Source organism: Intrasporangium mesophilum (assembly GCF_054783095.1).
Genome location: NZ_BAAGRF010000057.1, coordinates 77,935 through 98,675 on the forward strand (window position 1 = coordinate 77,935; position 20,741 = coordinate 98,675).

General features: G+C 71.0%; 21 protein-coding genes. 11 read left to right on the forward strand and 10 right to left on the reverse strand.

Going from position 1 to position 20,741, the window contains the following annotated elements; all coding sequences use genetic code 11:
- Positions 1–11 precede the first annotated feature (11 nt).
- Together ACYVLP_RS24470 and ACYVLP_RS24475 are read right to left on the reverse strand one after the other, a co-directional pair.
- The gene (locus tag ACYVLP_RS24470) at positions 12–1,367 is read right to left on the reverse strand and encodes a transaminase (RefSeq protein WP_460629891.1); all 1,356 of its coding nucleotides are present in this window, start codon (positions 1,365–1,367) and stop codon (positions 12–14) included.
- A 114-nt stretch (positions 1,368–1,481) separates the two neighbouring features.
- Complete coding sequence (locus tag ACYVLP_RS24475) at positions 1,482–1,787, reverse strand: hypothetical protein (RefSeq protein WP_460629892.1); 306 nt, start codon at positions 1,785–1,787, stop codon at positions 1,482–1,484.
- Positions 1,788–2,014: 227 nt separating this feature from the next.
- Between ACYVLP_RS24475 and ACYVLP_RS24480 the strand changes: the two genes are divergently transcribed.
- Entirely contained in the window at positions 2,015–3,400 is a 1,386-nt protein-coding gene (locus ACYVLP_RS24480; protein WP_460629893.1) for an NAD(P)/FAD-dependent oxidoreductase, read from the forward strand.
- Here ACYVLP_RS24480 and ACYVLP_RS24485 read toward each other — a convergent pair.
- From ACYVLP_RS24485 to ACYVLP_RS24495, 3 genes are all read right to left on the reverse strand, one after another.
- The gene (locus ACYVLP_RS24485; protein WP_460629894.1) at positions 3,397–4,203 is read right to left on the reverse strand and encodes a 2-phosphosulfolactate phosphatase; all 807 of its coding nucleotides are present in this window, start codon (positions 4,201–4,203) and stop codon (positions 3,397–3,399) included. The two genes, ACYVLP_RS24480 and ACYVLP_RS24485, sit on opposite strands and share 4 nt — an antisense overlap.
- A gap of 59 nt (positions 4,204–4,262) precedes the next feature.
- Complete coding sequence (locus tag ACYVLP_RS24490; protein ID WP_460629895.1) at positions 4,263–5,006, reverse strand: CAP domain-containing protein; 744 nt, start codon at positions 5,004–5,006, stop codon at positions 4,263–4,265.
- Between the two features lie 68 nt (positions 5,007–5,074).
- The gene (locus tag ACYVLP_RS24495) at positions 5,075–5,518 is read right to left on the reverse strand and encodes an MmcQ/YjbR family DNA-binding protein (RefSeq protein ID WP_460629896.1); all 444 of its coding nucleotides are present in this window, start codon (positions 5,516–5,518) and stop codon (positions 5,075–5,077) included.
- Positions 5,519–5,820: 302 nt separating this feature from the next.
- Between ACYVLP_RS24495 and ACYVLP_RS24500 the strand changes: the two genes are divergently transcribed.
- A complete protein-coding gene (locus tag ACYVLP_RS24500) occupies positions 5,821–6,147 on the forward strand; it encodes a hypothetical protein (protein WP_460629897.1) in 327 nt (108 codons plus the stop codon).
- Between the two features lie 138 nt (positions 6,148–6,285).
- Here the strand turns inward: ACYVLP_RS24500 and ACYVLP_RS24505 are convergent, their stop codons facing one another.
- Positions 6,286–7,002: a DsbA family oxidoreductase gene (locus tag ACYVLP_RS24505; protein ID WP_460629898.1), complete on the reverse strand. Its 717-nt coding sequence runs from the start codon at positions 7,000–7,002 to the stop codon at positions 6,286–6,288.
- Positions 7,003–7,011: 9 nt separating this feature from the next.
- Positions 7,012–7,887 carry an alpha/beta fold hydrolase gene (locus ACYVLP_RS24510; RefSeq protein ID WP_460629899.1) on the reverse strand — a complete coding sequence of 292 codons (876 nt, stop codon included), beginning with the start codon at positions 7,885–7,887 and terminating at the stop codon, positions 7,012–7,014.
- Between the two features lie 104 nt (positions 7,888–7,991).
- On the opposite strand from ACYVLP_RS24510, the gene ACYVLP_RS24515 reads away from it, so the two are divergent.
- A complete protein-coding gene (locus tag ACYVLP_RS24515) occupies positions 7,992–9,689 on the forward strand; it encodes an alpha/beta hydrolase (protein WP_460629900.1) in 1,698 nt (565 codons plus the stop codon).
- A 135-nt stretch (positions 9,690–9,824) separates the two neighbouring features.
- Here ACYVLP_RS24515 and ACYVLP_RS24520 read toward each other — a convergent pair whose 3' ends face one another.
- Together ACYVLP_RS24520 and ACYVLP_RS24525 are read right to left on the reverse strand one after the other, a co-directional pair.
- Positions 9,825–10,136, reverse strand: coding sequence for a TFIIB-type zinc ribbon-containing protein (locus ACYVLP_RS24520; protein ID WP_460629901.1), 312 nt, complete (start codon positions 10,134–10,136; stop codon positions 9,825–9,827).
- 11 nt (positions 10,137–10,147) lie between these two features.
- The gene (locus ACYVLP_RS24525; RefSeq protein WP_460629902.1) at positions 10,148–11,122 is read right to left on the reverse strand and encodes a phosphotransferase family protein; all 975 of its coding nucleotides are present in this window, start codon (positions 11,120–11,122) and stop codon (positions 10,148–10,150) included.
- Positions 11,123–11,196: 74 nt separating this feature from the next.
- On the opposite strand from ACYVLP_RS24525, the gene ACYVLP_RS24530 reads away from it, so the two are divergent.
- The 3 genes from ACYVLP_RS24530 to ACYVLP_RS24540 are packed head-to-tail and all read left to right on the forward strand — an operon-like array spanning position 11,197 to position 14,582.
- Positions 11,197–11,949: a dienelactone hydrolase family protein gene (locus tag ACYVLP_RS24530; RefSeq protein WP_460629903.1), complete on the forward strand. Its 753-nt coding sequence runs from the start codon at positions 11,197–11,199 to the stop codon at positions 11,947–11,949.
- A 45-nt stretch (positions 11,950–11,994) separates the two neighbouring features.
- The gene (locus tag ACYVLP_RS24535; protein ID WP_460629904.1) at positions 11,995–13,680 is read left to right on the forward strand and encodes an alkaline phosphatase D family protein; all 1,686 of its coding nucleotides are present in this window, start codon (positions 11,995–11,997) and stop codon (positions 13,678–13,680) included.
- A gap of 38 nt (positions 13,681–13,718) precedes the next feature.
- Positions 13,719–14,582, forward strand: coding sequence for a hypothetical protein (locus tag ACYVLP_RS24540; RefSeq protein ID WP_460629905.1), 864 nt, complete (start codon positions 13,719–13,721; stop codon positions 14,580–14,582).
- A gap of 26 nt (positions 14,583–14,608) precedes the next feature.
- Here ACYVLP_RS24540 and ACYVLP_RS24545 read toward each other — a convergent pair whose 3' ends face one another.
- Positions 14,609–15,592: a PQQ-dependent sugar dehydrogenase gene (locus ACYVLP_RS24545; RefSeq protein ID WP_460629906.1), complete on the reverse strand. Its 984-nt coding sequence runs from the start codon at positions 15,590–15,592 to the stop codon at positions 14,609–14,611.
- On the opposite strand from ACYVLP_RS24545, the gene ACYVLP_RS24550 reads away from it, so the two are divergent.
- The 5 genes from ACYVLP_RS24550 (at position 15,570) to ACYVLP_RS24570 (ending at position 20,621) form a co-directional block, all read left to right on the forward strand.
- Positions 15,570–15,953 (forward strand): hypothetical protein, encoded by a 384-nt coding sequence (locus tag ACYVLP_RS24550; RefSeq protein WP_460629907.1) that lies wholly within the window; start codon positions 15,570–15,572, stop codon positions 15,951–15,953. The genes ACYVLP_RS24545 and ACYVLP_RS24550 overlap by 23 nt on opposite strands.
- Positions 15,954–16,190: 237 nt before the next feature.
- Complete coding sequence (locus ACYVLP_RS24555; protein ID WP_460629908.1) at positions 16,191–16,610, forward strand: YciI family protein; 420 nt, start codon at positions 16,191–16,193, stop codon at positions 16,608–16,610.
- Positions 16,607–17,803, forward strand: a complete 1,197-nt coding sequence (locus ACYVLP_RS24560; protein WP_460629909.1) for an RNA polymerase sigma factor — start codon at positions 16,607–16,609, stop codon at positions 17,801–17,803. The genes ACYVLP_RS24555 and ACYVLP_RS24560 overlap by 4 nt, the downstream gene beginning before the upstream one ends.
- Positions 17,804–18,066: 263 nt before the next feature.
- On the forward strand, positions 18,067–19,986 hold the full coding sequence (gene dnaK, locus ACYVLP_RS24565; protein WP_460629910.1) for a molecular chaperone DnaK: 1,920 nt from the start codon (positions 18,067–18,069) through the stop codon (positions 19,984–19,986).
- Positions 19,983–20,621 (forward strand): nucleotide exchange factor GrpE, encoded by a 639-nt coding sequence (locus ACYVLP_RS24570; RefSeq protein WP_460629911.1) that lies wholly within the window; start codon positions 19,983–19,985, stop codon positions 20,619–20,621. The genes dnaK and ACYVLP_RS24570 overlap by 4 nt, the downstream gene beginning before the upstream one ends.
- Positions 20,622–20,741: the final 120 nt, after the last annotated feature.

A 20,741-nucleotide genomic window follows, 5' to 3' on the forward strand; every position in this document is an offset into this window, starting at 1 on the left:
GGTCATCCGGATCAGGCGAAGAGCTCCCGCAGGCAGGCCGTGAACATGTCCGTGTGCGCGGCCACGTCGGCCGCCGTCGTGTCGGGGCACATCAGGGCCATGTTGTGGAATGGAGTGAGCAGGATCCCGCGGTTCAGCGCGTAGAGATGCAGGTACTGCTGGAGGTCGAAGTCATCGGCATCGTGAGCTTCCTGTCCGTTCTTGGACGGGGCGGCCGAGAAGTTGTACTCGGCTCGGGCGCCGAGGCGCGTCACGTGCCAGTCGGCGCCCACGGCGTCGATGCCCGACTGGACCCCATCCGCCCAGGCGCCGGCCAGCGGCACCATGTGGTCGAACGCAGCGGGCGTCATGACCCGCTCGAGGGTCGCCTTCATCGCGGCCATCGACAGCCCGTTGCCGGCGAGCGTGCCGCCGATACCACCCACGTCGATGTCCTCCAGCTCGACGGATCGCGCGATCCGGTCGGCGATATCTTGTGTGAAACCGAATGTGCCACAAGGGATTCCGCCGCCGATCGACTTGCCGATGACGAGCAGGTCGGGAGAGAGGCCGTGGGCTCCAGTGAAGCCCGAGGGCCCCGCGCAGATCGTGTGCGTCTCGTCGTTGATGAGCAGTGCGCCGTATGCCGTCGCCAGCTCGCGGATGCCTTCGTTGTAGCCCTCGTCGGGCAGCACGATGCCGATGTTCGTCAGGGCGGGCTCGACGAGGATCGCCGCCACGTCGCCGTGCGCGAGCGCCTTCTCGAGCGCGTCCAGGTCGTTGAACTCGACGACGCGGGTGGTCTCGGCCGTGTCGACCGGGGCGCCGATGTTGTTGCGCCGGTTGACGGTCGAGCCGTCGTCGCCGAGCGTTGCGAAGGCCTCGTCGACGGACCCGTGGTAGCAGTAGTTGTGGACGACGACCTTGGACCGTCCGGTGAGGTGCCGGGCATACCGGATGGCGTGGCGGTTGGCGTCGGTCGCGGTGAGGGTGAACTGCCAGTAGGGCAGTCCGAACCGCTCCGACAGGCCCGCCGACACGGCGATGGCGTCCTCGGTCGGCAGCATCGTCGTGATGCCGCGGGCGAGCTGGGCCGTCACCGCCTCGAGGGTCGGCGCCGGCGAGTGCCCCATCATCGCGCCGGTGTCGCCGAGGCAGAGGTCGACGTGGTCGATGCCGTCGACGCAGGTGAAATGGGCGCCGCCGGCCTGCTCGACGAAGACCGGGAAGTCTCCCGGCCATTTGACCATCCAGCTCATCGGGACCCCACCGGGCATGTGCGCTTTCGCGCGCTCGGCCAGGGCCTGGGACCGGGGTCGGGCGCTGACGAAGGCGGCCCGCTCCCGCGCGTGGAGCTCGGCCAGTCGGGCGCGGTCGACGTTGCTCATGGGCGCATCATGCCCTCCACGTCCTCACGACGGAAGTGGTCGGCAGGGCCCCGCCCACCTACGGAATCCGCAGGTCAGCGAACCGGATGCAACCGGCTCCAACCGGCTCCACGTTCAGCGCAACCGAACGGCTTCAAGCCCCGCCATCTCACCCTGGCCGGTGTGCCACCACTCCTCGAGGTTGGCACGCAGGGTCAGTATGAACGAGTAACCATCGAGGAGAGTCAGGTCCCCCGATGGAATCTCCATCGCCAACCTCCACACCTGCGTTACTGCGGGCGAACCGGCATCTACCTCGATAAGGAAGCGCAGTACGAGGTCCACACCACCTTGGGCATCGACTGCCGTGACCCGCACTCCGCTCGGCCGAGCCGGGACCAGCTCTTTTGACAGCAGCGCGGGAAGGTCTTCGAGCGGCACCGGGAGATCGGCTGCGCAGGGGGCCATAACCTACAGACGGACGGCGGGCGAGGGAGTGTCGCTGCGACCGGCATCGTTGCCGGCGGACCGGTGGAGGCAGGACGACGGAAGCGACTGGCCCCGGTGTTCGGCGCCTACGGAATCCGTAGGTGTTGGAATGGGATTCAAGTGAAAAGTGAGTTTCACGACTTCCCACCGCGCTCATCCAGGCGGTGCATAATCCGGACATGCTTGCGAGCGGTTACCGGGGTCTGAGCCTGTGGCACGACACCATCGACGACGACCTCGCGCCCCGCGCGTCGCTGAGTAGCGATCTCGAGGTCGACGTCGCGATCGTCGGCGCGGGCTACACGGGGCTCTGGACGGCATACCACCTGCTGCGGGTCGACCCGACGATCCGGGTGGCTCTCCTCGAGAAGGAGGTCGCCGGCTTCGGCGCTTCGGGCCGCAACGGCGGCTGGTGCTCGGCCCTCTTCCCGGCGTCCCTGAAGCGGATGGCGAGCGAGCGCGGCCGCGATGCGGCGATCCGGATGCAGCTGCGGCTGCACGACACGGTCGCCGAGGTGGGCCGCATCGCGCAGGAGGAGGGCATCGACTGCCACTTCGACCAGGGCGGGTACCTTTCCGTCGCGCGCAACCCGGCGCAGCTCGAGCGCGTCCGCGAGGAGGTGGCCGACTACCGGTCGTGGGGGTTCGGGGAGGCCGACCACCGTCTACTCGACGCGCACGAGGTGGCCGAGTTCGCCCACGTGTCCGAGGCGCTCGGTGGGTCGTGGACCCCGCACTGCGCGGCGATCCATCCCGCCCGGCTGGTCCGCGGCCTTGCCCGCGTCGTCGAGGAGCGCGGTGCCGTCATCCATGAGCGCACGAGCGCGGTCGACATCCGGAGCCGGCGCATCGTCACGGCCCACGGCACGGTGCGCGCCGAGCACGTGGTGCTGGCGACCGAGGGCTACACGCCGACTGTGACCGGCCGTCGCCGCGCCATCGCCCCGGTCTACTCGCTGATGACCGCCACGGAGCCGCTCTCCGACGACATGTGGGCGCAGCTCGGGCTCGAGCGCCGGACGACGTTCGCCGACAACCGCCACCTGACGATCTACGGCCAGCGCACCCGTGACGGCCGCATCGCGTTCGGCGGCCGCGGGGCCCCGTACCACTACGCCTCCAAGGTCTCGCCGGCTTTCGACCGCGACGACCGAGTCCACGCAGCGCTGCGCCGCATCCTCGTCGAGCTCTTTCCGGTCCTCGAGGACGTGACCTTCACCCACGCCTGGGGAGGCAACCTCGGCGTCCCCCGCGACTGGTTCCCCTCGGTCCGCCACGACCGGCACACCGGTCTCGCTTTCGCAGGTGGCTATGTAGGCGACGGGGTGGCCACCTCGGCGCTCGCCGGTCGCACCCTTGCCGCGATGATCACCGGTGACGACCCGGAGGACCTCACGTCGCTGCCGTGGGCCGGCCGCACGTCCCGCGCCTGGGAGCCCGAGCCGTTCCGTTGGCTCGGTGTCAACGCAGTGACCGCGCTGATGTCGTCGGCCGACTGGTCGGAGCGCCGCACCGGACGTCAGTCACGCGCCGCGTCCGCCTTCTGGAGCGCGATGGGGCACTAGCGCTCCTGCGCGGCGAAGACCCCATCCCGGAGCACGGGCACGACGTCGGACGTGTCGACCTCCGCAGCGACCGCGACGTCTTCGGGCCAGCCCTGCTCGACCAGCTCGCGGCCGCTCGCGCACGCGAGCAGCGCCTCGCTCACGCCTTCCTGCACGGCTGTCCACGCAGCAGCCGCGGCCACGGCCTCCGGGCTCAGCAGCAGTGGGCCGCCGCGGTGCTCGAGCCGCGCGGCCAGCGCCGCGACGACGGCCCCGGCTCCCCACAGGTCCTCGACCGCGGGGCGCAGCGACCCGTCCGGCCAGCGCTCCCCGGCGGGCACGAGCACGACGGCCGGCTGCCGTCCCCGAGCCGCCTCGAGCCGCTCGACCAGCCACGCCGCGACAGCCCGATGGTTGCGCAGCGAGGCGGCGACGACCTCAGCTCCTGCGTCCGCCAGCAACGCGCTGATCGTGGAGCCGTTGGGCGACGGCAGCACCAGGTCGCTCACTCCGCTTGCCTTCCGAATCGAGCTGGGGGACAGGCTGATTCCGCTGCCCGTGCGCGCCCGTGACCGGGGCTGCGCGAGCACGGCTCCGCGCGAGTCGGCATAAGCCTGCGCGGTCTCGTCCTTCCACCGGTAGGGATGCACTCGCATCCCCGCGTCGACCCCCACCGACACGCAGGTCGTGAAGCTGAGGACGTCGACGACGACGGCTGCGACCGTGGCACCGGACCGGACGGCATACGTCGTCAGCGCCGCGGCGCCGGTCGGGCCCCACTCGACCCGCACGACATGTCGGTCCTGGCTGTGCCACGGGTGCATGCCGGCCAACCTATCGGCCGACGATCGCGGCGCCGTGGCCCTGCGGGTGGGCTCGACCGTCAGCCGCCGAAGTCCTGGGTCCAGTACGAGCCGGACGAGCCGTCCGAGGCCATGCCGACGCCGATCGCCGTGAACCGGCAGTTGAGGATGTTGTCCCGGTCGGCGCGGCCGTCCATCCAGATCCTCATCACGGCCTTCGCGGTCGAGGCGCCGGCGGCGATGTTCTCCCCGACCGGCCCGCCGCGGTAGCCAGCTGCCCGGAGCCGAGAGACGAAGGACTCCCCGTTGGAACCGTCGTGCGACAGCTGGTCGTTCTCCGCCATATCGGCGCTGTGGGCCTGGGCGGCCCGCTGCAGTGACGCGCTCATGACGAGCGGGCGGCATCCGGCCCGGGCCCGCTCGATGTTGACAAGGTTCACGACCTGGTTGGCGAGCCCTCCGCTACCGGTGCCACCCTTGTCCGGCGGCGACGGCCGGCGCGGGGACGGCGTGGTTGTCTGCCGCGCGGACGCGCGAGGACTCGGCACGGCGCGAGCGTCGGCAGCCGTCACGACGGCCTGCGGAGTCGTGGGTGTCGCGGTGGGCAGAGCGGTCGGCGTGTTCTTCGGCACGGTCCGCGACGGCTCGGGCTCCTCACTCGACGGAGGTGTCGACGCGGTGGGCCCGGGTGTGTGCCCGGGCCAGCCCATGCCTCCGGACTTCACGAGGACGGCGATGCCGGCGGCGACGAGCAGTGCCGACGCGGTCAGCGTGACCACCGCCGCACGGCGCGTCACGACCGCCGGGTCGGTGTGCCGTCCCATGTGCACCTTTCGTCAACGTTCGTGAGCGGTGCCCAACCATACGTCCGCGCGGAGCGCACGGGGGTGTCTCAGCGGGTGGTGTTCGTCGGTGGTTCGTGCGCGCCGTGCCGGCCATCGAGCTCGCGGACCAGCACGGCCGGCGCGGTCCGGCGGTAGGAGGCATCGACGAGCTCGCCCACCTCGGCCCAGTCGACGCCGTCGGCTCCGTCGTCGTGGCGCAGGTTGAGACCCAGCCAGCCGTACGGCCCGAGGTATGCCGGCTCGAACACCCGCCCGTCGCCGAGCAGCGCCGGGCGCTCGGCGGAGTCCGGGACGAACAGCAGCGCCTGCGCGTACGGCCACGGGTCGTGGTCGCCTCTGATGACGCCGCCATAGACCGCGAACACCTTCTTGGTGAAGAAGTTCGGGCGGCCGTGTGACACCTTCTCGTCGGCGCCGGGCAGGGCCAGGCAGATCTCTCTGAGCCGCACGAGGTACGGGTCCGCCGTGTCGAACATGCGCGGGTGTTCCACGCGCCAACCGTATGCCGCCCCCGGCCCTCGCGGTCGACTGAGCGCCCCGTGTTGTCCCTGCTTTCACGTCGAGTGAGCGCCCGGTCCCACCAGCCCCACGTCGAGTGAGCGCCCCGTCCCACCAGCCCCACGTCGACTGAGCGCTCCGTCCCACCCGCCACGTGACTCACGTGACCAGGGTGACGGGGCGCTCACTCGACGTGGAGGGTGCCTGTGCGCGTCTGGCTCACTCCGTCGGCATCTTGAGTGGCGCCTGGACTACGTTCGACTCCCTTGAAGCGTCGCTTGACAGGAGGGTTTGCATGAGACCTTTCACGGTCGGTGATCTGGCGGTCGGTACTCGCGTCCTCTACAACGGGCCGGAGGAGTCCGGCGACGTTCTCGACGAGCGCCGCCGGGCCGAAGGGCGAGTCCTCATCGAGCATCACCCGGGCACGATCCGGGTTGCCGCGGAGCCGCAGCACGTGCTCGTCGACTTCCTCGGCTTGGAGGATGAGCCGGTCAGCTGGGCGGTCGGCTTCGGCTACGACGAGACGACAGGCCTCTACCCGGGCCTTCTGATCCCCGACGACGCGGACTGGGAGGCGGCCGTCCGATCCGGATGGTGGCGCACCGAGCGCTGCGGGTGATCGCTCGACTGGGAGGGTGCGGGCGCGGCTCACGTGACAGGAGTGACGGGGCGCCCACTCGACGGGGAGGGTGCGTGCGCGGCTTGCTCGACTGTGAAAGGGGGCGGGGTCGGTGGGCGGGGTCGGTGGGCGGGTCGGTCAGCGGGCGCAGGCGCCGCCGCAGCCACCGGCTCCGCAGCCGCCGCCGCAGCCGCCGACGGCGACCGGCTCAGGCTGCTCATGGCGAGTGGACCACGCGGTCGCAAGGGCCTGCTGGAAGACCTCGACCGGCTGGGCGCCGGACAGGCCGTACTTGCGGTCGAGGACGAAGAACGGCACTGACTCGATCCCCAGCATCTTCGCGGTCGCCTCGTCGCTGCGGACGTGGTTGCCGTAGTCGTCCGAGTCGAGCATCTCGCGCACCTCGGACTCGTCGAGCCCGATCTGGAGGGCGAGCGCGACGAGCGTGTCGCGGTCGCCGACGGCGAGGCCGTCGGTGAAGTAGGCGCGCATGAGCCGGTCGTGAGCGAGGTCGGCGAGGCCGTGGTCGGCCGCGAGGTGCACGACGCGGTGCGCATCGAAGGTGTTGCCGTATCGCGCCTGCTCCCAGTTGAACTCGAGACCGAGCTCGGTGGCGGCGGCCGCGATCGACCGGTGCTGCTCGGCGGCCTGATCCGGGCTGATGCCGTACTTCGAGGCCACGAGGTCGACGAGCGGCTGGCTGGACACCGCGGGGGCGCCACGGTCGAGCTCGAAGCTGTGCCACGTCACCTCGACCTCGTCACGGTGCTCGAACGTCGCGAGCGCCTGCTCGAGCCGGCGCTTGCCGAGGTAGCAGAACGGGCACACGATGTCGGACCAGATGTCGATCTTCACGTCGCGAAACTACCTCGGGTCGGGCGTGTTTCCCGCATCGTCACTCCCGCGCAGCCCCTGGCCGATGCGTTGCAGGATGACACTGGCCACGTCGTCGGCACGCGTCTCGGGCAGCCAGTGCCCGGCATCGAGCTCGACGAAGAGGTAGTCCGCAGTCACGTGCTCGCGGGTCAGCTCGGCTGCTCGCCGCCCGAGGAACGGGTCGGACCGGCCCCAGACCAGCGCAGCGGGGACCCGGACGCGATGCGCCCGGACGTGGGACGAGCGCACCGCGCGATACCAGCTGGCCGGCCCGGTCAGCGCGTCCCGGTGAGCCAGCCGGGCGGCATACCTCGTGGTGTCCTCGGGGGGCAGCCCCGTTCGTGCGAGCGCTCGCTCGAACCGCGCAGCGAGGGCCCACTCGGACAGGCGCGGGACCTGCAGGGCCGCGATGTACCAGGAGCGCAGCCGCTGGTCGGTGCCCGTGCGCCAGGCGCGCGCGAGGGCAGCGGGGTGCGGGGTCGAGACCGCGGTGACGGTCGCGACGCGGTCGGGGTAGTTGCCGGCGACGAGCCAGGCGATGGCGCCGCCCCAGTCGTGCCCGACCAGGTGGACGCGTGAAGCCCCGGTGGCATCGACGAGCGCGACGACGTCTCCGACCAGCTCCTCGAGCCGGTATGCCGTCCGGCCGGCCGGGCGCGCGGCGGGGGAGTACCCGCGCTGGTCGGGGGCCAGGGTCCGCAGGCCGGCACCGTTGAGCTGCGCGGTCACGCGGCTCCAGCAGGTGCGGTCGGTGGGGAAACCGTGCAGCAGCACGACGACCTCCCCGTCGAGCGGGCCCTCGTCGCTGACGTCGAACTCGAGGCCGTCACGGCGGAAGGAGTCGACTCGCTCGGGGGTGCCCACGCCCCCATCCTGCCGATCGCGGGCCCGGCTTGGTCAGGGGACTCAGGGGTGACTAAGGGCGAAACCTGAGGCGGTGTCCGGTTGCGTCCACTTACTGTGGCTACATGCCCCTCGCTCGCGATCTCGTGCGCCCCGGCCGGCAGCCGTGGTGGCACGTCTCGCGCGCGGGTCTGTTCTTCGGGGCCGTGTACTTCCTCATCTCGATGTCGCCGAGCCTGCTCCCGCGCACCTGGTACTACCAGGGCATCATCAGCGGTCTCTGCGCCGCGCTGGGCTACGCGATCGGCGTGCTCCTGTCGTGGGTGGTGCGCAAGGTCGCGCGGCTGATCGACCTCCGCGTCACGGTCAGCGGCGAGGCGCGCCACTGGCTGCTCGTCGCCGCCCCGCTGTTCGCCGCCGTCGCCGTGCTCGGCGTCACCGTCGCCAACGTCAGGTCACAGGCGCGCACCGCCGCCGTCGTGGACCTCGACCCGCTCCACCCCGTCGACTGGGCGATGGCGCTGGTGCTCGCCACCGCGATCCTCGTCCTGCTCATCGCGATCGCTCGTGGGCTTCGTGCGATGACCCATCGACTCGCCGAGGCCGCGAACCAGGTGCTGCCCAAGACGATCGCCAGCGTGATCGCGGTCGTCGTGGTGGCCACCGCGACCGCGTGGATCAGCGACAACGTCGTGTTCCGGCGCGGGATGCAGGCGTTCGCCGCCATTGCGGCACAAGTGAACTCGAACCCGCCGCCTGGCCGCTCGGCTCCCACGTCGCCGTTGCGCTCGGGTGGGCCTGGGTCGTACGAGAGCTACGCCAGCCTCGGGTTCCAGGGTCAGATGTTCGTCACCAGCGCCCCGACCGCCGCGCAGATCACGGCGGCAACCGGGCTCGGCGCGATCGACCCGATCAGGGTGTATGCCGGCCGCACCCAGGACCGCACCGTGTCCCAGGTCGCCGACGCCGTCGTCAGGGAGCTCCAGCGCACCAACGCCTTCAACCGGAAGGTCCTCGCCGTCTTCACGACCACGGGCACCGGGTGGGTGGACGACTGGTCCGCCCAGTCGATCGAGTATCTCAGCAACGGCGACAGCGCGATCGCGGCCATGCAGTACTCCTACCTGCCGAGCGCGATGTCGATGATGACCGACCGCGAGACGCCGCGGGAGGCGGGCAAGGCGCTCTTCGACAAGGTGTATGCCGTGTGGTCGAGGCTCCCTGAGGGTGAGCGTCCGCAGCTGGTCGTCGGCGGTGAGTCGCTCGGCTCGTACGGCGGTCAGGCCGCGTTCGCGGACGCGAACGACATGCTGCGGCGCAGCCAGGGTGGCGTGTGGGTGGGCACCCCGAGCTTCACCGAGATCGCCGAGTCGCTGACGGCCGCGCGGAACGAAGGCTCGCCGGAGATCGTGCCGGTCGTCGACGGCGGGAAGCACATCCGGTTCGCGGCGAGCGGGGACGAGCTGACCCACGACTACTACGGGCGCGACTACGGCGCCTGGGAGTACCCGCGGTTCGTCTATGCGCAGCACCCGTCGGACCCGGTGGTCTGGTGGAACCCGGCCCTGCTCGGCGCGGAGCCCGACTGGCTGCGCGAGCCGCGCGGCCGCGACGTCAACCCGGACGTCACGTGGATCCCGTTCGTGACGTTCTGGCAGCTGACCACCGACATGGCGGTCGGGCACGACCCGCCCGACGGCTACGGCCACCGGTACGGCCCCGAGCTGGTGCCCGCCTGGGGATCCGTGCTCGGCAGGTCGCCGACCGACGACTACTCGAGTGTCACGGCGGGCATCGAGAAGACGGTCAACCGAGTCGAGTGACGCGGGTCACGACAACTGGCCACTTGGCCGACTGTTGAGGCGTGCCACGGTTGTGTGCTGCAACCATCGACCATGTGGCGGGTTGTTGAGCGCTCCGTGCGGACGGCCCCAGCGGGAGCTGGGTGGTCGGAGCGATCAGCTGGAGAAGAAGAGCCCTGAGAAGCCCTTCTTGCGGTACTTGTGCCCGCTCTGGTTCCCCCACGACGGGCCGCCGTACTGCGCAGGCGGAGGCTGGGCGGCGAACCGGCCCTCGAGCTGGCTCAGGTGCTCGAACTCGCCGAAGTCGAGGAAGATGCCGCGGCACTGGTCGCACTGCTCGACGTGCACCCCGTTGCGGTCGTAGGTGCGCATCGTGCCGCGGCACTTCGGGCAGACGTAGCCGTGCTGCTGGTTGCCGGCCGCTCCGGTGGCGTCCTGGTGCGGGAAGGGCGGTGGTTGCTGGCTCATGCGACCCATCCTCACATCCGGGCGCACGCCGCCAACAGGGAGCCCGCTGGGTCAACGCTGTGAGTGGCCTGGATGGACACTGCACGGACGGCTGCGACAAAGACGGCACATCGGGCGGCGAGGTCGAGCCTCGGCCAGGGATCGCCGGTGGCGGGAACGGCCGGCCCGCCCGCGCGGCGGTACGCGTCCAGAAACGTCCGCCACGCCGCGTCGGCGAGCAGCCCGGCCGCCCAGAACCCGGCCGGCCGGGCGAGGTCCCAGGCAGGGTCACCCACGCCGAGGTCGTCGACGTCGAGGAGCCGCAGCCGCGGCCCGGAGGCGGCGAGCTGGCCGAGATGCCAGTCCCCGTGGACCACGGTGGGCGGCGTCGTCCGTGCCCCCTCGGTATGCCGGGTGGCCGTGGACCGGACCTCGTGCAGCAGGCGGGCGCCCAGGCCGGCCAGGTCCCGCGCGGGCCGATGCTCAAGGACGGACACCCGCTCGAGTGCCCGCTCGACTCGCGCCGGCCCGCCGTGCGGCGGCAGGCCCGCTGGTGGCGTCGCCCGGTGGAGGGAGGCGAGCAGCCGCCCCGCCTGCGCCCAGGGGACCTCGGTCGCATCTTCGGTGAGCACGCCCACCCTCCGCCAGGCCGTGGCCCAGCGGCCGTCGGGCGCCTGGATGGCTGCGGTGAGCGGCGCCACGAACAGCCCGGCCAGCGCCTCCGTCCGGACCGCCTCGAGCCGGGCGCGCAGCTCTCCGACGTCCGTGCGCGGGTGGTGCAGCTTGACGACGGCCTCGTCGACGAACGCGATGTCCGCGCCCGACGGAGTCTCCACCCAGCCCACCCCGGGTGCCGACGCGACCCCGGGTGCCGACGCGACCCCGGCAACGGCGGGGCCGGCATACCCAGCCTCGTCCGGGGCGGCACGCTCATCGGGAGCGGGCCCGGCCCCGGCGGCCGACCGCGCGAGCGCGACCGCCCAGGCGGCCTCCGTCGTCGTCGTCACCCAGCGATCCTCCCAGCGAAGGCCCAGCCGTCGTCCGGGGCCCACGGTCCAGCACGCCCTGATATGACATGGGCATGGGTCAGATGATCGAGTTCCCCGAGCGCGAGCTCACCGCCTACCGCGCCGACCCGCCCGCCGGGGCGGGTGCCCCGCGAGGCGCCGTCATCGTCATCCAGGAGATCTGGGGGCTCGTCGACCACGTCAAGGACGTCGCCGACCGGGTCGCGGCGCAGGGCTACGTCGCCGTCGCGCCGGACCTGCTCGGGCATGTCGGGCTGACACCCGAGGCCGGGGAGCGGCTCTTCACGCTCATGTTCAACGGGACCGAGGCGGACCGCCTCGCGGCCCAGCCGGAGATGCGGGCCGCGACCACGCCGGCCCGGCAGCCCGAGTTCGCGGCGTGGGCGGTGCCCGCACTCCGTGCCGTGGTGGACGCCCTCGTCGACGAGCCGGGCGTCGAGGGCCGCGTCGCGGTGATGGGGTACTGCTTCGGGGGGACCTACACCTACGCGCTCGCCGCCGCCGAGCCGCGGCTGAGGGCCGCGATCCCGTTCTACGGGCACTTTCCCGAGGACGCCGACCCGGCGACCATCGCCTGCCCGGTGCTCGCCTTCTACGGCGAGGAGGACCACGGCATCACCGACGGCGTGCCGGAGCTCGAGGCCCGCATGACCGGGGCCGGGGTCGACTTCACCGCCCGCGTCTACCACGGCGTCGGCCATGCCTTCTTCAACGACACCGCGCCGTCGAGGTACAACGCGGAGGTCGCGGCGGACGCATGGGAGCGGGTCCTCGCGTTCCTCGACACCCGGCTCGGACGCGGCTGAGGCCGGGACGCGATCGTGGGCCCGCAGAGCGGGTATGGCTCTGTCATGAGCGAGTCCGACCAGTCGGTCCAGCTCGTCCTGGGCCCGATGCTGAGGTACGTCGGCGAGACCGACGCCACGATCTGGGTCGAGACACCCGCCGCCGGGGTCGTCACGGTCATCGCCGGCGGGCGGCAGTGGCGCGCGCCGACCTTCGCAGTCAAGGGGCACCACTACGCCCTCGTCGTCGTCGACGGGCTCGAGCCCGGAGACGAGCTGGAGTATGCCGTCCGGCTCGGTGACGCTCCGGTGTGGCCGCCGCCGGACAGTCCCTTTCCTCCGCCACGGATCCGGACCATGGACCGGCGCCGGCCGACGAGGCTGCTGTTCGGCTCGTGCCGGACCAGCGCCTCGCACGACCGGTCGGGCAACCAGACCCACGGTGTCGACGCGCTGCGGACGCTGGCGCTCGCGCTGACCCGGGGCGAGGAGCAGTGGCCGGACCTGTTGGCGTTCCTCGGCGACCAGGTCTATGCCGACGAGACGTCGGACGAGATGAGGGAGTTCATCGCAAGCCGGCGCAGCCTCGACGAGCCGCCGGGCCAGGAGATCAAGGACTACGAGGAGTACGCCCACCTCTACTGGCTGGGATGGAGCGAGGAGGCCAACCGGTGGCTTCTCGCGACCGTGTCGAGCTGCATGATCTTCGACGACCACGACATCCGCGACGACTGGAACACCTCGTGGACGTGGCACGAGGAGATCAACAAGACGCCCTGGTGGCACGAGCGGCTGATGGGCGGCCTCTCGTCCTACTGGGTGTACCAGCACATCGGCAACCTCTCGCCGGCCGAGCTGGCCGACGACGAGGTCTACTCCCAGTATCTCGACGCGGCGGCCGGCGACGAGGAGGTCGACCTCACCGACGCGGTGTTCGACCTCGCCCGCCGCTCCGACCGCCACCCTGAGGTCTACCGCTGGAGCTACCGGCGTGACCTCGGCGACACCCGCCTCGTCGTGGTCGACTCGCGCGCGGCCCGCGTCCTGGAGCCGAAGCACCGCTCGATGCTCGACCCTGACGAGATGGCTTGGCTCGACGAGCAGCTGACCGGTGACGTCGCGCACCTGCTCGTCGGCACGTCGCTGCCCTTCATGCTCCCGCCGGGCCTGCACGACTTCGAGGCGATCGACGAGGTCCTCGCGACCGGCGCGCACGGCCGGCTCGTCTCGCGAGGGGCCGAAAAGGTCCGCCAGTCGGTCGATCTCGAGCACTGGGCTGCGTTCAACGACGGCTTCGTCGAGGTCTTCGACATGGTGATGTCGGTGGCCAGGGGTGAGCGCGGCCTGGCGCCGGCCACGATCGTGTTCCTGTCCGGTGACGTCCACAACTCGTACGTCACGGAGGTCATCGACGCGAAGGCCCGATATGGCGCCCAGTCACGCATCATCCAGGCCGTCTGCTCTCCGATCCGCAACCCGATGCCCATCGGGATCCGGGTCATGATGTCGGCCTTCGCCCGGTCTCTGGTGCGGCCGATGCGGTTCGTCACCAGGCACTCCAAGCGCGTGCCCGAACCGGCCTACCCATGGCGGGTCACCGACGGCCCGTGGTTCGACAACAGCCTCGCCGAGCTGTCCGTCCAGGGTCGCGACCTGTCGATGGTGTGGCGTGGCGGGGAGATCAAGGACGGCGACGACGCAAACCCGGTCCTGACCACGATCGCGAGCGTGCGCCTCCCCACCGGACATTGAGACCACGCAACGCGGCTCGTCGCTGCATCATGGCCAGCATGAACGCCGCCGACACCCCGAGACAGCCCGACGAGGTGCAGCGCCGGGTCGACATCGCCCGCCGCGCCGTCCAGGCGTACCAGCGCAACGACAAGGTGGTCGCCGCCCTCATCGGCGGCTCGGTCGCCCGCGGTCGGGCCGACGCGCTCTCCGACATCGAGCTCGACGTCTACTGGTCCTCGCCGCCGACCGTCGAGGACCGTGAGGCCGCCATCGAGGGCGCCGGCTGGGCGCGGGTCTACGCCGAGGCGGACGACGTCGAGTGGGCGGACGGGCTGTCGGTCGGCGGGGTGAAGATCGACGTCAGCGGCTTCGTCACCTCGACCATCGACGACTACATCGACCGCGCACTGGCGGGGGACACGGACGCGGAGCTGCAGGTGCGCGTCACGGCCCTGCGGGACGGCATACCCCTGTACGGCGAAGCCGTCATCGACGCGTGGCGGGAGCGATGTGCCGCCTACCCGGAGGCGCTCGCGGTCGCGCTCGTGCTCCAAGGGCTGGACATGCGCTCCCGCGAGCGCCTCGAGATGCTGGCTGACCGCGACGACGTGTTCCTGCTGCACCGCGACATCGTCGATGACGTGCAAGGCGTCCTCGACGCGCTCTTCGGGATCAACCGCGTCTGGATGCCGCACCCGTTCCACAAGTGGCTCGACTGGGAGGCCACGCTGCTTCCGCACCGCCCCGACCGGCTCGTCGAGCGCATCAGGTCGCTGCTCGTGGCGCCGCCCCACGAGGCGGTCGCGACCCTCGTCGGGCTCGTCGAGGAGACCTATGCGCTTGCCGCCCAGCATGTTCCGGGCGCGGACGTGACCGGGCTCCGGGAGGCCTTCGAGCTGCGCCGGGTCGTCGACGCCTGACGACCGCGTCGTGTGGCCGGCGGCGGTCAGCTGACGGTGAGCAGGAGGACGTGGTCGTCGCCCTGGTTCGGCTGGGCCCGGCCGTCCCGGTTGCTCGTGGTGACGAGCAGGGTGTGGTCGTCGAGCGCGAGCACGCTTCGCAGCCGGCCGTACCGGCTGACGAGGAAGTCCTGCGGGCTCGCCACGACCTTCGTGCCGGCTAGCGGGATGCGCCAGAGCCGCTGGCCGCGAAGGGCTGCCATCCATACCGAGCCGTCGGCGATCGCGATCCCGCTCGGCGAGTCCTCGGGAGGGCCCCATTGTGCGACCGGGCCGGTGATCCCCTGCTGCGTGGTGAAGCCCTCCGTCTGGGGCCAGCCGTAGTTGTGCCCCGGCAGGATGAGGTTGAGCTCGTCCTCGCTGTGGTCGCCGAACTCCGATGCCCACAGCCGCCCGCCCGCGTCCCAGGCGATGCCCTGCACGTTGCGGTGGCCGTAGGACCAGACGAGCGTGCCGAACGGGTTGCCGGGAGCAGGCTTGCCGGCGGCGGTCATCCGGAGGATCTTCCCGCCGAGCGACGAGCGGTCTTGCGCCAGAGGCGGATCGCCGGTCTCGCCGGTCGTGGCGTAGAGGTACCCGTCGGGACCGAACGCGAGACGTCCCCCGTTGTGCCGTATGCCGTGTGGGATGCCGGTGACGATCACTCGCGGGGTGCCCAGCTGGCTTCCGGCGGGCTTGGACGGGTCGTACGTGATGGCGGCGACGCGATTGTCGCTCGACGTGGAGAAGTACACGAAGATCGTTCTGTCCGAAGCGAACTGAGGGCTCACAGCAATGCCGAGAAGGCCGCCCTCGCCGCCCCTGGTCACGTCCGTCAGCACGCCCGGGACGGTGCCAACCGTGGTGAGCCGGCCAGTCGTGACGTCGAGCCGGCTCACGGTGAGGGAGTCTCGCGAGGTCACCAGGACCCCGCCGTCGGGCAGCCGTGCGAGGCCCCACGGGACGTCGATGCCCGTCGCCACGGTGCGCACGACTCGCACCGAGCCGGAGGCGGACCCGGGGCTCGACGTCGGCGCGCTCGATCCGGACGCCTGCGGTGTCGTCGTGGACGGAGCCTGCGTCGTGGTGTCACTGGCCGTGGCGGTGGTCGTGGCAGTGGTCACCGGCGTGGACGAGGTGGTCGACGGTGAAGGACCACTCGTCGAGCACGCGGCAGTGACCAAGACAGCCAACAGGGCCGCGATGGCGCACGCGACCCGGCCGCGCTGGCTGCTGCGTCCGGCTCGGACTTGCGACACGAGGCACCTCCGGGGTCTCGTCTCGCACGGTACCCACCGCCGCTGTGCCCGCACCACGCTCGCCCTTGGTGCGTCACGCCACTGTGACGCCTGAGACGAAGCGCCCACTCGACCGAGATCCCCCAGTCGAGTGGGCGCTGCGTCCCACCAGCCCCAGTCGAGTGGGCGCTGCGTCCCACCAGCCCCAGTCGAGTGGGCGCTCCGTCTCACCCGGGCACCCGGCATACGCTCGCGTGGAACTCGGTGGTGGTTTCATGTCGAGAAGAGGTGACCGGCTCCGCTCCACAGGTGAGGACCGCGACCGGCGCGGCTCACGACACAGGAGAGCACCATGGCGAAGTACCTGCTTCTCAAGCACTACCGCGGTGGCCCCGACGCGCACCGTCCCGTCCCGCCGATGGACCAGTGGGCGCCCGAGGACGTGGAGGCGCACATGGCGTTCCTGCGGCACGTGGGCGAGCTGCTCGAGGAGAACGGCGAGTTCGTCGATGCCCAGGCCCTCACCCAGACGCAGACCTGGGTCCGCTACGGCGGCCCGGACGCGGCACCGGTCACGACCGACGGACCTCACCCGGAGACCAGCGACCTCGTCGCGGGGTGGTACATGATCGACGTCGACTCGCGCGAGCGTGCGCTCGAGCTCGCGGCCTACGTGTCGTCGGAGCCTGGTCCGGGCGGGGAGCCGCTGTACGAGTGGATCGACGTGCGGGAGGTCATGTCCGGGGCTCCGGCCGACGACCTCACCTCGTGACCGACGACCCGGCGGGACAGCTGGACGAGGGCGCCCTGCGCGCCCTCGTCCCTCGGGTGCTTGCCGGGCTGGTCCGCCGGGGCGAGGACTTCGACGCCGCCGAGGACGCGCTCCAGGAGGCGCTGATCGAGGCGCTGCGTGTGTGGCCCGAGCACCCGCCGCGCGACCCGCGCGCCTGGCTGACGACGGTCTCCGTACGGCGGCTCGTCGACGCGCGTCGCAGTGAGGCCGCGCGCTACCGGCGCGAGGAGGCGACGTATGCCGAGCGGCAGCCCATCGCGACCGAGGACGGCGACGACACGCTCCTGCTGCTCTTCTGCTGCTGCCACCCGGACCTCGCTCCCGCCTCCCAGGTTGCACTCACCCTGCGCGCGGTCGGCGGCCTCACCACGCGCGAGATCGCGGACGCCTTCTACGTGCCGGAAGCGACCATGGCGCAGCGGATCAGCCGGGCCAAGCGGACTCTGAGGGGACGTCGGCTCGACCAGCCCGGAGACCTCGCCGTCGTGCTGCGCGTGCTCTATCTCGTCTACACCGCAGGGCATGCAGGTCGCGTGGACCTCGCCGGCGAGGCTGTCCGGCTGACGCGCCAGCTCACGCTCGCAACCGACGAGCCGGAGGCCCGCGGACTGCTCGCGCTCATGCTGCTCAACCACGCGAGGCTCCCCGCTCGACTCGACGCGCAGGGCCGCATCGTCACGCTCGACCGGCAGGACCGGAGCCTCTGGGACACGCGGGAGATCGCGGAGGGCGTCCGCGTGCTGCAGTCGGCTCTCGCGCTGCAGAGCGACGCGCGGCCACCGGGTCGCTACCAGGTGCAGGCCGCCATCGCGGCCCTCCACGACGACGCAGCAGTGGCGCAGGAGACAGACTGGCCACAGATCCTCGGGTGGTACGACGACCTCGTCGGACTCACCGACGACCCCGTCCGCCAGGACCCGGCGGCGGTCCTCGGACGCGCGGTCGCCGTGGGCCACGTGCTGGGCGCACCCGCCGGGCTGCGCGAGACGGACCGGCTGCGTGAGGTGCTCGGCGACCGGCACCGGTGGTATGCCGTCCGCGGCTACCTCTACGAGCTCGGCGGTGACCTTCCCGCTGCCGCAACGGCATACGCCGACGCCGCCCGGCTGGCGACGGACGTCGCCGAGCACGAGCACCTGGTCCGCCAGGCCGCGCGGGCTCGGCAGCGGTAGACGCCTTGAGGAGCCGCTCGACGGGTGGAAGCCGGTCGAGCGGTCAGCTCGACGTGCTCGGGATCACTCGGCGAGTCGGGGAACAAAGTCGCGACGGCCAAAGTTGAGCCGAGGGAACGCAAGAATTGCGAGCGCGGTTTTGACAGGCACCGGCCGGTCGGAGCAGATTGGGCACGAGCCTCCTGCACCGCGTGCGAGCGGTTCGCGCGAGACCCCAGACCAACACGCTCTTCACACGAGTCCACACCAGCAAGGAGTTACCCATGGCACGTGCGGTCGGAATCGACCTCGGTACGACCAACTCGGCCGTCGCTGTCCTCGAGGGCGGCGAGCCGACGATCATCACGAACGCTGAGGGCGGCCGCACCACCCCGTCCGTCGTCGCGTTCGCCAAGAACGGCGAGGTGCTCGTCGGCGAGGTCGCCAAGCGCCAGGCCGTCACGAACGTCGACCGCACGATCCGGTCGGTCAAGCGCCACATGGGCACCGACTGGAAGTCCCCGGAGATCGACGGCAAGCGCTACACCGCCCAGGAGATCAGCGCCCGCATCCTCCAGAAGCTGAAGCGCGACGCCGAGTCCTACCTCGGTGAGACCGTCACCGACGCCGTGATCACGGTGCCCGCGTACTTCGAGGACCACCAGCGCCAGGCCACCAAGGAGGCCGGCGAGATCGCGGGCCTCAACGTCCTGCGCATCGTCAACGAGCCGACTGCGGCGGCACTCGCCTACGGCCTCGACAAGGGCAAGGAGGACGAGCTCATCCTCGTCTTCGACCTCGGTGGCGGCACGTTCGACGTCTCGCTCCTCGAGGTGGGCAAGGACGCCGAGGACGGCTTCGCGACGATCCAGGTCCGGGCGACCAACGGCGACAACCACCTCGGTGGTGACGACTGGGACGACGTCATCGTCCAGCACCTCATCACCCAGGTGAAGAACAAGACGGGCCAGGACCTGTCCAAGGACAAGATCGCCATGCAGCGTCTTCGTGACGAGGCCGAGCGGGCCAAGAAGGAGCTGTCGACCGCGACCTCCACGAACATCTCGGCGCAGTACATCTCGATGACGCCGGAGGGTCCGATCCACCTCGACGAGACGCTGTCTCGCGCCCAGTTCGAGCAGATGACCAAGCAGCTCCTCGAGCGGACGAAGGCCCCGTTCCACCGGGTCATCGAGGACGCGGGCATCAAGCTCGCCGACATCGACCACGTCGTGCTCGTCGGTGGCTCGACCCGTATGCCGGCCGTGACCAACCTGGTCAAGGAGCTGAGCGGCAAGGAGCCCAACAAGGGCGTCAACCCCGACGAGGTCGTGGCTGTCGGCGCGAGCCTGCAGGCCGGTGTCCTCAAGGGTGAGCGCAAGGACGTGCTGCTCATCGACGTCACGCCGCTCTCGCTGGGCATCGAGACCAAGGGTGGCCTGTTCACCAAGCTCATCGACCGCAACACGGCCATCCCGACCAAGCGCTCGGAGATCTTCAGCACCGCCGACGACAACCAGCCGTCGGTCCTCATCCAGGTCTTCCAGGGTGAGCGCGAGATCGCCCAGCACAACAAGTCGCTCGGCACCTTCGAGCTGACCGGCATCGCGCCGGCCCCGCGCGGCGTGCCGAAGATCGAGGTCACCTTCGACATCGACGCCAACGGCATCGTCAACGTCTCTGCCAAGGACCAGGGCACTGGCAAGGAGCAGAAGATGACGATCACCGGCGGCTCGGCGCTGTCGAAGGACGAGATCGACCGCATGGTCAAGGACGCCGAGGCTCACGCCGAGGAGGACCGCAAGCGTCGCGACGAAGCCGAGGTGCACAACCAGGCCGAGCAGCTCGCCTTCTCGACCGAGAGCTTCCTCAAGGAGTCCGGGGACAAGATCCCGGCCGATGTCCGGACGCCCGTCGAGGAGTCGCTCGCCGACCTCAGGTCCGCCATCGCGAAGGACTCCGAGGCGACGGTCGAGGACATCAAGGCCAAGATCGAGGACCTCAACACGAAGTCGCAGGCGATGGGCCAGGCGCTGTATGCCGCCGAGCAGGCTTCCGCGAGCGCCGCTGGCTCGACGAGCTCGACGGGCTCGACGGGGGCGCAGGACGGTTCGCCGACCGGTGCCTCGGCAGGCGGAGCGGCCGACGAGGACGTCGTCGACGCCGAGGTCGTCGACGAGGACGAGGCCAAGGACGCCAAGTGACCGACGTCCCGAACACCGGCGCGGCCGGCGTGCCCGAGGGCTCCGAGCCCGAGGGCACGCCGCCCGGCGCGGCAGGCGGTCGGGCCGACGAGTCCCGTCGCCACCACTCGTACTACGAGGGAGGCGCGGGCGCGTCGTCCGAGCCCGGCGGTGACGACGAGTACGACCACGGCCCCGACGAGTCCGAGGGCGAGGCCCTCGCACAGGAGGATGCCCTGGCCATGACCTACCTCGCAGACCTGCAGCGGCTGCAGGCCGAGTACGTCAACTACAAGAAGCGCGTCGACCGCGACCGCGACCTGATCCGCACCACCGCGGTGGGCAGCGTCGTCGAGGCGCTCCTGCCGGTCCTCGACGACATCTACATGGCCCGCCAGGCCGGTGACCTCGCCGACGGGCCGTTCGCCGCGATCTCGGACAAGCTCGAGTCGACCCTCGGCAGGTACGGCGTCGAGCGGCTCGGTGAGGCGGGTCAGGAGTTCGACCCGAACATCCACGAGGCGCTCATGCACGTGGAGGCCGACCTTCCGGAGGGCGCAACGGGTACGACTGTCGTGCAGGTGCTCCAGCCGGGCTACCGGATCGGCGAGCGTCTCGTCCGTGCAGCCCGGGTGTCGGTTGCCGACCCCGGCTGAGCGGCTTCCTGCTGGGGCACGCCCCGCCCGAGCTGTCGTGCGGGGCGGCCCCAGCGGCATACATCATGATGTGAGGACCACGACGATCACGACGATGCGGCCACGCGAGGACACGGAGGC

Coding starts and splice junctions, on each gene's coding strand:
- ACYVLP_RS24470 (WP_460629891.1), bottom strand. CDS start 1,367: ATGAGCAACGTCGACCGCGCCCGACTGGCCGAGCTCCACGCGCGGGAG.
- ACYVLP_RS24480 (WP_460629893.1), top strand. CDS start 2,015: ATGCTTGCGAGCGGTTACCGGGGTCTGAGCCTGTGGCACGACACCATC.
- ACYVLP_RS24485 (WP_460629894.1), bottom strand. CDS start 4,203: ATGCACCCGTGGCACAGCCAGGACCGACATGTCGTGCGGGTCGAGTGG.
- ACYVLP_RS24490 (WP_460629895.1), bottom strand. CDS start 5,006: ATGGGACGGCACACCGACCCGGCGGTCGTGACGCGCCGTGCGGCGGTG.
- ACYVLP_RS24500 (WP_460629897.1), top strand. CDS start 5,821: ATGAGACCTTTCACGGTCGGTGATCTGGCGGTCGGTACTCGCGTCCTC.
- ACYVLP_RS24515 (WP_460629900.1), top strand. CDS start 7,992: ATGCCCCTCGCTCGCGATCTCGTGCGCCCCGGCCGGCAGCCGTGGTGG.
- ACYVLP_RS24520 (WP_460629901.1), bottom strand. CDS start 10,136: ATGAGCCAGCAACCACCGCCCTTCCCGCACCAGGACGCCACCGGAGCG.
- ACYVLP_RS24530 (WP_460629903.1), top strand. CDS start 11,197: ATGGGTCAGATGATCGAGTTCCCCGAGCGCGAGCTCACCGCCTACCGC.
- ACYVLP_RS24535 (WP_460629904.1), top strand. CDS start 11,995: ATGAGCGAGTCCGACCAGTCGGTCCAGCTCGTCCTGGGCCCGATGCTG.
- ACYVLP_RS24540 (WP_460629905.1), top strand. CDS start 13,719: ATGAACGCCGCCGACACCCCGAGACAGCCCGACGAGGTGCAGCGCCGG.
- ACYVLP_RS24550 (WP_460629907.1), top strand. CDS start 15,570: ATGCCCGTCGCCACGGTGCGCACGACTCGCACCGAGCCGGAGGCGGAC.
- ACYVLP_RS24555 (WP_460629908.1), top strand. CDS start 16,191: ATGGCGAAGTACCTGCTTCTCAAGCACTACCGCGGTGGCCCCGACGCG.
- dnaK (WP_460629910.1), top strand. CDS start 18,067: ATGGCACGTGCGGTCGGAATCGACCTCGGTACGACCAACTCGGCCGTC.